The sequence below is a fragment of the Cedecea sp. P7760 genome (assembly GCF_013386425.1).
In the GTDB taxonomy this organism is placed as follows: domain Bacteria; phylum Pseudomonadota; class Gammaproteobacteria; order Enterobacterales; family Enterobacteriaceae; genus Cedecea; species Cedecea selenatireducens.
Genome location: NZ_JACARU010000047.1, coordinates 1 through 12,489 on the forward strand (window position 1 = coordinate 1; position 12,489 = coordinate 12,489).

At 55.3% G+C, this 12,489-nt stretch carries 14 protein-coding genes and 1 pseudogene; 9 read left to right on the forward strand and 6 right to left on the reverse strand.

Translation table 11 applies throughout. The annotated features are described in order from the left end of the window. From HX778_RS15955 to HX778_RS15965, 3 genes and pseudogenes are all read right to left on the reverse strand, one after another. A partial coding sequence (locus tag HX778_RS15955; RefSeq protein ID WP_176982504.1) for a PLP-dependent transferase occupies window positions 1-391 on the reverse strand: 391 nt, incomplete at its 3' end. 22 nt (window positions 392-413) lie between these two features. Beyond that, a pseudogene (locus tag HX778_RS15960) lies at window positions 414-1,373 on the reverse strand (PLP-dependent cysteine synthase family protein); the annotation flags it as partial. Window positions 1,374-1,640: 267 nt separating this feature from the next. After that, window positions 1,641-2,147, reverse strand: coding sequence for an Rrf2 family transcriptional regulator (locus tag HX778_RS15965; protein WP_038472209.1), 507 nt, complete (start codon window positions 2,145-2,147; stop codon window positions 1,641-1,643). 172 nt (window positions 2,148-2,319) lie between these two features. Between HX778_RS15965 and HX778_RS15970 the strand changes: the two genes are divergently transcribed. The 3 genes from HX778_RS15970 (at window position 2,320) to HX778_RS15980 (ending at window position 5,397) form a co-directional block, all read left to right on the forward strand. Further along, window positions 2,320-3,522, forward strand: a complete 1,203-nt coding sequence (locus HX778_RS15970; protein WP_038472211.1) for an NAD(P)/FAD-dependent oxidoreductase — start codon at window positions 2,320-2,322, stop codon at window positions 3,520-3,522. A gap of 39 nt (window positions 3,523-3,561) precedes the next feature. Further along, entirely contained in the window at window positions 3,562-3,879 is a 318-nt protein-coding gene (gene yqfB, locus HX778_RS15975) for a N(4)-acetylcytidine aminohydrolase (protein WP_038472213.1), read from the forward strand. 129 nt (window positions 3,880-4,008) lie between these two features. Continuing rightward, window positions 4,009-5,397 carry a hypothetical protein gene (locus HX778_RS15980; protein ID WP_038472215.1) on the forward strand — a complete coding sequence of 463 codons (1,389 nt, stop codon included), beginning with the start codon at window positions 4,009-4,011 and terminating at the stop codon, window positions 5,395-5,397. Between the two features lie 50 nt (window positions 5,398-5,447). On the opposite strand, the gene HX778_RS15985 is transcribed toward HX778_RS15980, so the two are convergent. Continuing rightward, complete coding sequence (locus HX778_RS15985; RefSeq protein ID WP_038472217.1) at window positions 5,448-5,669, reverse strand: YdcH family protein; 222 nt, start codon at window positions 5,667-5,669, stop codon at window positions 5,448-5,450. 261 nt (window positions 5,670-5,930) lie between these two features. Here HX778_RS15985 and HX778_RS15990 point away from each other — a divergent pair, with 261 nt between their 5' ends. The 3 genes from HX778_RS15990 (at window position 5,931) to HX778_RS16000 (ending at window position 7,679) form a co-directional block, all read left to right on the forward strand. Continuing rightward, entirely contained in the window at window positions 5,931-6,695 is a 765-nt protein-coding gene (locus tag HX778_RS15990; RefSeq protein WP_176982506.1) for a siderophore-interacting protein, read from the forward strand. 8 nt (window positions 6,696-6,703) lie between these two features. Further along, entirely contained in the window at window positions 6,704-7,219 is a 516-nt protein-coding gene (locus HX778_RS15995) for a PadR family transcriptional regulator (RefSeq protein ID WP_176982507.1), read from the forward strand. 94 nt (window positions 7,220-7,313) lie between these two features. Continuing rightward, window positions 7,314-7,679 (forward strand): DUF4186 domain-containing protein, encoded by a 366-nt coding sequence (locus tag HX778_RS16000; protein ID WP_038472222.1) that lies wholly within the window; start codon window positions 7,314-7,316, stop codon window positions 7,677-7,679. 18 nt (window positions 7,680-7,697) lie between these two features. Here the strand turns inward: HX778_RS16000 and HX778_RS16005 are convergent, their stop codons facing one another. Then, on the reverse strand, window positions 7,698-8,156 hold the full coding sequence (locus HX778_RS16005) for a GNAT family N-acetyltransferase (RefSeq protein WP_176982508.1): 459 nt from the start codon (window positions 8,154-8,156) through the stop codon (window positions 7,698-7,700). Between the two features lie 47 nt (window positions 8,157-8,203). Continuing rightward, window positions 8,204-10,351: a TonB-dependent receptor PqqU gene (gene pqqU / locus HX778_RS16010; protein ID WP_176982509.1), complete on the reverse strand. Its 2,148-nt coding sequence runs from the start codon at window positions 10,349-10,351 to the stop codon at window positions 8,204-8,206. A 227-nt stretch (window positions 10,352-10,578) separates the two neighbouring features. On the opposite strand from pqqU, the gene HX778_RS16015 reads away from it, so the two are divergent. The 3 genes from HX778_RS16015 to HX778_RS16025 are packed head-to-tail and all read left to right on the forward strand — an operon-like array spanning window position 10,579 to window position 12,393. Continuing rightward, window positions 10,579-11,139, forward strand: a complete 561-nt coding sequence (locus HX778_RS16015; protein ID WP_038472228.1) for a fasciclin domain-containing protein — start codon at window positions 10,579-10,581, stop codon at window positions 11,137-11,139. Window positions 11,140-11,182: 43 nt separating this feature from the next. Further along, the gene (locus tag HX778_RS16020; protein ID WP_038472230.1) at window positions 11,183-11,737 is read left to right on the forward strand and encodes an RNA polymerase sigma factor; all 555 of its coding nucleotides are present in this window, start codon (window positions 11,183-11,185) and stop codon (window positions 11,735-11,737) included. Continuing rightward, a complete protein-coding gene (locus HX778_RS16025) occupies window positions 11,734-12,393 on the forward strand; it encodes an anti-sigma factor domain-containing protein (RefSeq protein ID WP_176982510.1) in 660 nt (219 codons plus the stop codon). The genes HX778_RS16020 and HX778_RS16025 overlap by 4 nt, the downstream gene beginning before the upstream one ends. Window positions 12,394-12,489: the final 96 nt, after the last annotated feature.

A 12,489-nucleotide genomic window follows, 5' to 3' on the forward strand; every position in this document is an offset into this window, starting at 1 on the left:
CGGCCTGCAGGCCGTCGAGATCGTCAGGCTTCACCCAGCTAACCTGCAGGGCGGCGCTGCGTTTGCGCACGTTCTCAATCAGCCGCCAGGTGCCGCCATACACGTCGTCAACGGCGATAATATGGCTGCCGCTGTCTAACAGTTCGAGCACGGTTGAGATAGCCGCCAGGCCGGAGGCAAACGCATATCCGCGCTGGCCGCCTTCGAGTTCGGCAATCGCCGTTTCCAGCGCCTGCCGGGTTGGGTTCCCGCTGCGCGAGTATTCGAAGCCGGTATGCTGGCCCGGTGCCGGCTGGGCAAATGTGGAAGTAGCGTAAATGGGCGGCATTACCGCGCCGTGTGCATCATCAAAAGTGCCGCTGTGCACGCTCTGGGTAGCAAATTTATTCATGAATTATCCTTAATAGTTACGCCAGGTTTTGCTGGCTGAGCCATTGATCGTTAAACATTTTCGATAAATATTTATTGCCGCTGTCGCAGGCAAAAGTGACCACGCGTTTGGGCGTGTTTTGTGCCTGGCTGTAGCGCAGGGCGGCGGCAAGCAGGGTGCCCGTTGAGGAGCCCGCGAGAATGCCTTCGTGGGTTAGTAGCGCCCGGGCGGTAGCAAAAGCTTCCCGGTCGCTGATGCGGTAGGCGTGCTGCACGCGTTCAAAATCAGCAAGCGGTGGCACAAAGTCTTCGCCGATGCCTTCCACCAGCCAGCTGCCGACTTCACCGTATCTGCCGTGCTCAACCACGTCGGCAAGAATGGATCCGCAGGGATCGGCCAGCACAAATTCGGTTTGCGGTGAGTGTTGGTGGAAGAATTGCTGCAGGCCGCCCAGCGTGCCGCCAGAGCCCACGCCGACAACGATGGCGTCGATGTGCCCCCCGGTTTGCTCCCAAAGCTCAACGGCGGTTCCCGTGGCGTGCGCCAGCGGGTTGGCCGGGTTTGAAAACTGATCGATATAGAAACTGCCCGGAATGTCCGCCGCCAGCCGCAGGGCATAATCCTGGTAATAATCAGGATGGCCTTTGGTGACATCGGAGCGGGTGAGGCGCACGTCAACGCCCAGCGCCCGCAGGTGGAAAATTTTCTCCTGGCTCATTTTGTCCGGCACCACCAGAATCAGCGGGTAGCCTTTTTGCGTGGCAATCAGCGCCAGCCCCAGCCCGGTATTGCCCGCCGTCGCTTCGATAATCGTGCCGCCGGGCCGCAGCCTGCCGCTACGTTCGGCCTGCTCAATCATTGACAGGGCAACGCGATCTTTAATCGAACCGCCGGGATTTTGGTTTTCCAGCTTAAGCAAAAGCTCACAGCAGCCGGTATCAAGGTGGTTGAGCCGCAGCAGCGGGGTGTGACCTATCAGGTCCAGGACGGAATCGGCAATCATCGTTCTCTCACAACATGAAAAGTGTTCATGTATGGGATGATAGGGCGGCAAATTGCCGCATCTAAAGAACATAAACCCGTCGTTTAGATCTGAAAGTAATATAATGTGCTGTTTTGGCGGTAGGGAAGGAAAGCCGTTCGGATGTCTGGAGTGGGGGATGGCTAAATAACGTCATTGCTGGCTATTTCTGACGCTTTTTTAAACAAAAAAGCCAGCGACTTATACGCTGGCTGGGTTTGAATTTGCAAAATTGTACTAAGCGAGAGGCTAGCTGCTGCGGCGGTCGCGGATCCAGTCCTGCACCTCGATAACAAACTCATCCGGTGCCTTACGGTACATACGGCGAGCCAGATCCAGCACGGTATGCTGGGCCAGCGCCTCTTCCATACGCTGCTGGGCGATGTTCATCACGGCACGCACCCCGCAAATCCCTTCACAGGCCCATTCGGGCGGCGTTTCTTCAAAAACCGCCAGCCGCTGACGAATCTCTTTGCAGTCGAAAATGCTTTTCTCACCGTCGATGGCTTCCACGATATCCAGCACGCTGATTTGGTCAGGCGGGCGAGAAAGGGTAAAGCCGCCGCCTTTGCCTTCGCTGCTGATGACGAGTCCGGCTCTGGACAGTTTGGTGAAAATTTTACCGAGATAGTCGTAGGGCACGCCCTGCAGCTCGGCGATTTCACGCACGTTCATTTCGCGACCTTCGCCTTTGCCATCCACCATGCATATCAGGCTGTGAATGCCGTACTCCACGCCCGAACTGTAAAACGCCATGCTGCCTCCGACTCATTTAATCCAGGTAATGTAGGGATTTTATACGCGCTATGCAATCTATAACCCCTAAAACAGTGGAATGAAAATAAACTACGAAAGATCTTGTCGCAGTTAACTGCGACAAGTATAGTCGCAGTCGTTGGCCACTGACGGCCTTTATCGGAGTAGAACCATGCAACAGAAGATCCTTATCCTTGGCGCCGGCTTTGCCGGTATGTGGGCGGCCCTGAGCGCGGCCAGACTTGCGGCGATGTACGATCGCGAAGACATTGAGATTACCGTGCTGGCCCCTCAGCCGGAGCTGCGCGTGCGCCCACGTTTCTACGAAACCGAGGTGGCTTCGCTGGTCGCTCCGCTTCAGCCGCTGTTTGACGTTACAGGCGTGACCTTTGTGAAAGGCGAAGCGCAGCGCATCGACAGCGTAAATCAGTGCGTCTGGTATCGGGATGAGCAGGGCAACAGCACGCCTCGCCAGTACGATCGTCTGGTTCTGGCGACGGGCAGCAACCTGAAGCGTGATCTGATTAAAGGTGCGGCGGAACATGCGTTCGACCTCGACCAGCTTGAGAGCGCGCTACGTCTGGAACAGCATATCTCTGCTTTAGCGCAGCAGGCAGAGAGCGAAGCCCGTAATACGGTCATCGTCTGCGGCGGCGGATTTACCGGCATTGAGATGGCCACTGAGCTGCCCGGCAGGTTACGCGCAGTGCTTGGCGCCGATACGCAAACTCGCGTCATTGTGGTTGAGCGGGGCGATAAAATCGGCGGGCGCTACAGCAGCGAGCTGCGTGACGTGATTGCAACCGCCAGCGAAGAGCTCGGCGTGGAGTGGCGTCTGAATGCCGACGTCCTTGAAGTTGATGCCGAGGGCATTGTGCTGGCCGACGGCGAGCGTATTGCCTCCAGCACGGTGATTCTGACCGCTGGCGTGCAGGCCAGTCCGTTAACGGAGCAGATTAGCGCCCCGCGTGATAAACAGGGTCGTCTGCACGTGGATGCATTTTTACGAGTGGAAGGGCAGCCAGCCATTTTTGCCACCGGTGACGTTGCACGTGCCGAGACGGATGATTTGGGCAACCTGGCGCTGATGACCTGCCAGCATGCCATCATGTTGGGGCGTTTTGTGGGGTACAACGTCGCGGCAAGCCTGCTGGACGTGGCGCCGTTACCTTATCGCCAGATTAACTACGTCACCTGCCTCGACCTCGGTAACTGGGGCGCGGTGTTTACCGAAGGCTGGGAGCAGAAGGTGACCCACGTGCGCGAGGAAGCGAAGAAAATTAAGCTGTCGATTACCCAGGAACTGATTTACCCGCCGGTGGCAGACAGAAAAATCGCTTTTGAAACCGCAGATCCGTTAGCGCCGTTCGTCTAAGCGCTTTATCATGCTGCCGAATGTTTATCAGGAGGCAGCATGGCTAACGACATCACTTTTTTCCGCCGCTTTGAGCACGACATTGTCGCCGGGCTTAAAACCATCACCCTGCGCGACAGCAGTGAGTCACATTTTGAGCCAGGGCAGCGTTTACGCGTCGGCCGCTATGAAGATGACGTCTATTTCTGCACTATCGATGTGATCGGCGTGACGCCGGTACTGCTTGACGATCTGGACGATGAGCACGCCCGCCAGGAGAATATGACGCTGGCAGAGCTTAAACAGGTTATTGGTGAGATTTATCCGGGATTAAATGCGCTGTACGAAATTTCTTTCCGCCTGGTGAGCGTGCCTTGATAAAACACGGGCTTTTTTCAGGGCATTACCGGGGATAAGCAGGATGTGTGAGTGGTTATTGCACGATAGCCTTTCGTCACTCAATGATAGGATCGTGAATTAATTTATTTCAATCACGCAAATGTCATCATGCAAAATCACTTTTTGAAACAGATTCAGCATTACCTGAAGGATTTTGAAAACCCGGCGCTGGTGGCTCAGGTGCCTCAGTCACTTGCCGATTACCTTTTCTCAAACCAGGCGTTGCTTGATGACAGCCGTATCACGCTGGACTTAATCAACGCGTTAGGCGACAGCCTTGAAGGCAAGCCGCAGAACCTCAACCAACTTTATCTGGCTCTTTATCTCTTCTGGTTGAACGCTATGGCGCATAGCGGCATCGATATCTTTTATTTTGGCGAATTAAGTAAGCTGCAAATGCTTGGCTCGCGATTCAGAGCTTCCGCCATTAATAATCTCTATTATCTGAATGCCGAAGAGCAAAATCAGCAGGAAATTGATGCTTTTGATGCAAAGATCGCAGCAAGTACCGCCCCTTTTATCCTTTACGATCCTCAGGGGCTAAAACTGGCTCTGGCGGTTGAGCATCCTCAGGCCATCGCCTGCATTTCATATTATGATTTGCTGATCGATAATTTCATCCCCTTAAGTACAAATGCCATCCAGCACACGCATTTGCTGGCGCAGCAATACGCTGCGCTGGCTGACCCGGACGTTAAAACGGTTATTATTGGTAACTCTTACAGCTTCTATGGCTTCCCTGAGGCGTGGCTGGAACACAGCGTCAATATCTCTACCCACAGTTTGGGACTTAAGCAGGCGCAGCAGCTGACGGCACATATCCTTGAGCGTTACCCGCAGGTACAGAACTTTGTTTATTGCCTGGGTTTTTTTGATCTGTACAGCGATCTGCTAAAAACAAAAGACGACTTTAACCAGCAGATTATTCATGCCTGGAGCCAGCTCAACAGCCATTATCTGATAAAGGGCGCCAGCGAATCCGCCTCGGACGATATTCAGGTCTTTAGCCGCCTGGTGATGCCATTTCCAGCGCAGGGGCAGCCCATTACCGGGCTGGATGATGTCATCTTCAGGGAGCAAATTTGCGAATCCACACGAAATTTAACGGGCAATCTTACTTCTCTGCCTCCGGCCCGGCAGCAGCAGATGGCGCAGCAGCGTGGCATAGCTCACTCTAAATCGGTTCATCATCAGGTCACACTGAATGAAAATACGCGGCGGGTGGCCGAAATGGACGTTCTGTTAGCGAAGCACGGCAGGAAGGTTGTCTGGCTGACGCCACCGTTCCCGGCAGCTTATGTAGACAATCTGGACGTCAGGATGAAATATACGCATCGCAGCTGCTTCTCCGGGCTGGAGGCTGCACATTCGCGGTTTATCGATCTCTCAGAAAGCCCGGTATTTGTCGGGGAGGATTTCCGCGATGGTGACCATCTGAATTTTGCTGGTGCCAGAAAAATGGCTGAAGTTCTACGAGAACTGAACGTGGTTATATAGCCGTTTTATGCAACAAGGGAAGGGCAAACCCTTCCCCGGTTTCAATGCTATCAGGCCGGCTGGCTGGCCTGTTTCAACATCTGGTAAAGCTCTTGTTTTACCCTCAGTTTTTCTTTCTTCATCTGCACGACTTCATCGTTGTATCCCGTCCCTTGCGGCCCCTCCTTGCGCATAATCTCGCTATCGAGACGGTTGTGTTTATTACACAGGCTGAGAAAGCGGGGGTTTTCGGACTTCAGGTGGGAAATCAAATCACGGTACTCAGGAAACATGTCAGGCCTCCCTGGTCAGATGGTAGGTGAGTGGATGAACAACTGGCTGATGCCAACCTCAGTGTAGAACCTGATTTGCGATAAGGGAAAGGACAAAAAAGTATCGTTTTGTCAATTTGCGATCGCGGTAGCGCCGTACTGAAATGCATGTCATTCTCATTTTTACGCCGGCAGGTTAACGCCGCAAAATGATAAAGACAGGCGGTATGGCGTGCTCTAAGATATGTCTATGATATATCTTACATACCTAAAAGGTACGCTATGACCACACAAAACAATGCCAAAAAAATGCCGGTTCGGGTTCGTAATGAACTGAAGTTTCGTGAATTAACGGTAAAAACTAAAAGCTTTATCGCCGATACGTTTTACCGCCTCGTGTTCAGCAGCCCGCAGCTGGCAGACTTTTCCTCACAGGGGTTCGACGACCACATTAAAGTGTTCTTCCCGGCAGAAAACGGAGAGTTTACCCCGCCGCAGATAACCAGCGAGGGCATTGTCTGGGGTGAGGGCGCGCGGCCACAGTCGCGGGACTATACGCCGCTGGACTTCGACGCGGAGCGCTGCGAATTAACGATTGATTTCTACCTGCACGACGGCGGGGTCGCCAGCAGCTGGGCGAAAGAAGCGCAGCCGGGAGATAAGCTGTTTATCGGTGGGCCACGCGGCTCTCTGGTCACGCCAACGGACTATCACTGGCAGCTTTACGTGACAGATGAAAGCGGCCTGCCTGCCGTTCGCCGCCGTCTCCAGTCGCTGAGTAAGGAAGTGCAGGTTCAGGTGCTGGTCAACTGCCACAATACCGACAGTCTGAACTATCTGAGCGAATTTCCAGCGGCAAAAGTGCAGGCGTTAACATATGGGGAAATCGCTGAGTACCTGAAGCACGCGGAGATCCCGGCTGACGACTACTACATCTGGATTGTGGGCGAAGGAAAGCAGGCGAAAGCGCTGGGTGATTACCTGCTGGAAGAGCGTGGCCTGGATGCGGAACTGGTCCGCGCCGTTGCCTACTGGCATGACAAATAAGGCGACCGATGGTGCGTATTCATCCTGAACAAAACCACCCGGAAGGGCGCGCCCGCCATCGCCGTGAACGTCTGTTTGACGCCAACGACATCCGCCTGCTGATTCTGCATCTTTTGGCTGGCGGCCCGGCGCACGGTTATGAGCTTATAAAGTCCATTGAAAGCCTGGCGAAAGGGGAATATGTGCCGAGCCCCGGCATTATTTATCCTAACCTGACGCTGATGGAGGAAATGGGCTTAATCACGGTGGGCGAAGGGCAAAGTGGGAAAAAATCCTTCACGCTGACGGCAGAAGGAAAAGCCTCGCTTGAACAGCAGCCATCCGAACTGGAAGCGGTGACCACCAGGCTGGCCACCCTCGGCGTTCTCGGCGGCAACCGCCGTTTACCCGAGGTACAGCGCGCAATTCATAATTTCAAAACGGCGCTGCACGCTAAACTGGGCAGCACTGAGCTTTCGAAAGAGACGCTGTACAAAATCATCGACACGCTGGATCAGGCGGCTAAAGATATCGAGCGTAGTTAGCGTCAGCCAGGGCGTGAACGTTCAACGCCCTGACTTGCTATTTGATCCCTGCGGCGTACCATACCGTTTTCAAAGTCGGAAAAGATGTGCCGCAGTGAACAATCCCGATAGCGTTTTTCAGCGCCTTACACGCTCCCCGTTTCGCCAGCGTTTCCAGCTCGGCCCAAAAGAACGCCAGTACTGCATCGATAAAGGCCCGGAAACCGTCACCCGCCATGCAGAAGAGTTTATCGCCCTCCGCCTGGCACCTGCCGAACCAAAAAATGACGGCAAACAAACGCCTATGCGCGGCCATCCGGTCTTTATTGCTCAGCACGCCACGGCAACCTGCTGCAGAGGTTGCCTGGCAAAATGGCACGCAATACCGGCGGGAAGACCGCTGACTGATGCGGAACAGCGCTACGTGGTGGGCATTTTATATCGTTGGCTGACGGCACAAATGACGGGGCAAAAACCTTAAGTACGTGCGGTAAGGGAACTACGGTTTCGCAACTGTGGTGCGTGATTTTTCGAAGCGAATATCTTCGCTATCTTGCTCACCCACAGGCAGCCAGCCGTTACGCTGATAAAATGATGCGGCGCGGCTGTTTGCCGCCGTTTCAAGCCAGATGGTGGGCTGTTGGGCAAACAGAAACGCCTCGGCTTTTTTCAGCAGTAATTTCCCGAGGCCCAGGCCTTCAAACTGCGGGAGGACGAACATCGCAAACAGGCAGGCCTCTTCGGCAATAGCCATGGCAAAACCCGCGGGCTCATCATCAACCTCGACCAGCCAGATGCATGGGGATTCGGCAATAATATCGGCAATAGTCTGTGGGGTAATGCCCATTTCGGCCATTTCTTCGCGTGAAAGATGGTTCTCTTTAACGCTGGTTCGGATGATGAAAATCGTCTCGATATCGGCCAGCACCGCATCTCGAAGGGTCAGGATAGGTGACATAAAATTCCTTTTTAAATGTCCCCCCGGCTTAGCCGGAGGGAAAACGCTTACTGGAAGCTATAGCTGACGTTGACGCCCACGCCGTAGTTACGGCCAGGCGCTGGCTCAAAATAGCGGCCATTGCCTTCATTGACAATCACCGAACCGACGTAATCGCGGTCGAACAGATTATCAACCCGCCCCCAGATGTCCAGCAGCCAGTTTTGCTGCAGCTGAAGCTTGTAGCCGGTGTTCAATCCCACGGTGGTGTAGGTTGACGCTTTGGCGTCGTTTTGGTCATCGGCCTGAATATCACTCATGTAGCGAACATCCGCGCCCGCATACCAGCCGTCTTCAGGCACGTAGCCCAACGACGCGTAACCCATATTGCGGGCGATGCCCGGCATCCGGTTGCCGTTGCAGTCGTTTGTGCCACAAACGTTGCTGCGGTAGGTGGCATCGAGGTACGTCCAGGCCATTTTCAACCGCCAGTCTGCGGCGAACTGCTGATCGAGAGAAAGCTCAAGTCCACGGCGGCGAGTTTCACCGGCATTTTTATAGGTCGTGCGCCCGCCGCTGCTTTGATCGACCACGATCTCGTTATCGGTGTCGGTCTGGAACAGGGCGGCGGTAAACAGGCCGTTGCCGATGCGGTTTTTACTGCCAACCTCAACCGTGGTGCTGGTCGAGGGCTGCAGAGCAAAGTTCAGCCCGGACGCGCCGTTGTCGCGGTAAGAAAGCTCGTTGATGGTTGGCGTTTCAAACCCACGGCCTGCGGAAGTGTAAACATTCCAGCCATTGTTGACGGCATATTTTAACGAGGCGGCAGGCAACCATTTGTGATAGCTGGCGTTGCCGCTGTCGTCGCCGTTTTTCCCCACGATGTAATAGTCGTTTGAATCAAAGTAGACCGAGCTGTAGCGCACGCCCGCATCCAGGCTGAGTTTGTCGGTCAACTGCCACGTGGTTTGCAGGTACGGGTCGAGGTTCCACATCAGGTTGCGCTCGTTACGGCGCAGGTTGCCTTGCTCGCCCAGTACCGTGGCGCCGTTCACCGTCACAAAGTTCTCGTAGCCTTTGCGCTTCTCGGTCATCGTCTCGTAGTCCAGCCCGGTGGTGAAGCTGACCGGCACGCTGCCGAGTTCGCCGTTGTGCGTCCAGCGTGTATCAATACCCTGGTAATGTCTTGCCAGTTGGATCACGCCGCCGGGATGAGTGGGGCTTTTCTGGACTGCCGCCGGAATGGACTGGAACTGCGTAGTCTCACGCACGCCCGCGTACATCATCACGCTTAAATCATCGTGTTCGCTGAGCTGGCGGTCATAGCGCAGCCCGCCCTGAGTTTGCTTCGTCGTTTTACGCGTATTGTACTGATCGGCCCGTGGCGCTTGTTTGGGATTGTCCCGCCACTCCTGCTCGGTCAGGCCGCCGGGATCGTTGGCGTCAATGTCCACGCTGTTGAACAGCAAAGTCAGCTTGCTGACGTCGTTCAGGCGAACGCCAAGCTTTGCATTGCCGAGGTTTTTCTGCGCGCTGCTGTGGTCACGGTAGCCGTGCGTGGTAAAGCGCGAGGCGGATACGGCATAGTCCACGTCACCGGCATGGGTGCCGTCGCCGGTTGAGCCAGTGGCCTTCACGCTGTTGCGCCAGCTACCGAAGCTGCCGTAATAGCTGCTGGCTTCGAACGTAGGCGGCTGACGGCCGGTTTCCGTTGTGACGTTAACGACCCCGCCCGAGGAGTTGCCGTACAGCGCGGAAAACGGGCCACGAAGCACCTCGATGCTCTCCACGCTATTAAGATCGATATTTGACGTTTGCCCCTGACCATCGGGCATCGTGGCCGGGATCCCGTCCACATACATGCGCACGCCTCTTACACCGTACATTGACCGCGAACCAAAACCGCGCACCGAAAGCTGTAAATCCTGGGCGTAGTTCTGGCGGTTCTGAATTTGCAGCCCAGGGACGCTGCCGAGATTTTCCGAAAGATTTATCCGCGGCGCGGCCTGGCGCAGGTCATCGCCTGAAACAACGCTCACTGCAGCAGGCGTATCCAGTTCGGAAACCGTCGTGGGCTTAGCGGTCACCAGCAGCGTGGTTTCATCGGTTTGCGTTGTGTCGGCGGCTTGCGTAAAGCAGGGGGTGAAGGCCGGGATCAGGAGAAGGGAAAGGGCGGTTTTGCTGCTATGGGGTTTGTTTTTCTGGGTTGTTTTCATCAGGGGGTGTTTACGGCATGCGCCAATTGTCAGGATCGTGAGCTTTATATGTTAGTTCTTGTGTTTAAATTTTGAAAACCATTAACGCACGTAACGTTAACAATGGGTTGCGAGTGGTGAAAGAAGCGGCGAAATATTTTTTATTTTTACTGCATCCAGCGGCGCATCCTCACCCGTATATCAGAATGTGAGCAACTCTCTTGCTCCCTACAATTGAGGAATTCAACATGAACAAGTATTTTGCTTCCGCCGTGTGCGCCTCCGCTTTTTTCAGTACTTTGAGCATTGCCTCAATGACGAATGATTCCGTGATGGTCGGCGGTGCAGCGATGTATCCGTCAAAAAATATTGTTGAGAACGCCGTGAATTCCAAAGATCACACCACGCTGGTCGCGGCGGTGAAGGCCGCCGGTTTAGTGGATACGCTGCAGAGCAAAGGGCCGTTTACCGTCTTTGCCCCAACCGATGCAGCGTTTGCCAAACTGCCTGCGGGCACGGTCAGTAATTTGATCAAGCCGGAAAATAAAGCCACGCTGACCAGTATCCTGACCTATCACGTGGTAGCCGGAAAATACGATATGAAAGCGCTGGAGAAAAAAATCCAGCAGGGCGGCGGGAGCGCAGAATTAAAAACCGTGAACGGCCAACCGCTGTGGTTCATGAATAACGGGCCGCACAATATTCAAATTAAAGATGCGAAGGGCAACCTCGCGAATATCAGTACTTATGATGTGAACCAGAAAAATGGCGTTATTGACGTCATTGATACCGTACTGATGCCGAAGTGAGTGTCTATACTCGATTCAGGCCTGTCGCCTGGTCGAGAAAAATATGGATAAAACTCTGGTAGAACAGCAGGTAAAACTGATGCAGGCGGTTGCTGAAGGCGACCGCCGCGCATTTGAACAACTCTATCGTCTGACTTCGCCCCATCTTTTTGCCGTCGCGCTGCGCACCGTTCAGCGGCGGGCGTGGGCAGAAGAAATTCTGCATGATGCATTTCTTACGGTGTGGAACCGGGCATCAGGCTACGATCCCGCGTTAAGTGCTCCCGTGACCTGGCTGACCCATATTGTTCGCAATCGCTGCATCGACTGGCTCCGCAGCGGGCAATCCCGCGCCGCAAACCAGGAAGAAGAACTCAGCGATAACGCCGCCGATATGGAGAGCGAAGCAGACAACGGCTGGTGTGACGAACAGCAGGCAGGGCGCCTGCGTGGCTGCCTGGAAGGACTCAGCAGCGAACAGCGGCAGAGCGTGGTGCTGGCCTACTATCAGGGCATGTCCCACGGTGATATCGCCGACTGGCTGCAGCAGCCGCTCGGCACGGTAAAAAGTTGGATCCGCAGGGCGCTGGATCACCTTAAGGATTGCGTCGGACTATGAACAGCAGCCAACCAAGAGATAACGCCCTGGCCTCTGAATACGCGCTGGGTACGCTGCGCGGCAGGGCGCGTTTGCGCTTCGAAAAACGTCTCCAGGCCGAGCCGGAGCTTGCCGCGCTCGTGGGCCGCTGGCAAACCCTGCTTGGTGGGCTGGACAGTCAACTCCGGGCACAACAACCGCCGGAAACCGTCTGGAAGAAAATTCAGCTTAGCCTGCCGCCTGAGCGTAACGTCGTCGTGCCTTCCCGCTGGAGCTGGAACTACCTCGGCTGGGCGCTCGCCGCCGGGCTTGCCGCCGTTACTCTGGTGCCGTATTTCAGCCCCAAAGCGCCTGAACTTGCGCCGCTTATGGTGCTTAACGGCAGCGGCCAGCAGGGGCAGTGGCTGGTTAGCGCCGACGGCGACCGTAAAACGCTGCGCCTGACGCCGCTGCAGCTGGCGTCCGTCTCCGCCAGTAATAGTCTGCAGCTGTGGGCCATCCCGGTTGGCGCCAAACCGGTTTCTCTGGGGCTGCTGGACAGCAAAGTGGTGACGCAATTGAGTAACGGTAACGTGACGTTGTCACGAGGTGTGACGATCGCCATCAGCCTTGAGCCGCAGGGCGGCTCGCCGACCGGGCAGCCAACGGGGCCGGTGGTGTATAGCGGGGTACTGTAGGGTCTGTTTCCCCTGCACGTTCAGAGCACGGTGAACGTGTGAGGGGGATAACGCCATCCCCCGAACAGCCCCGGCGCCCGACAGCTCAACCCCGCC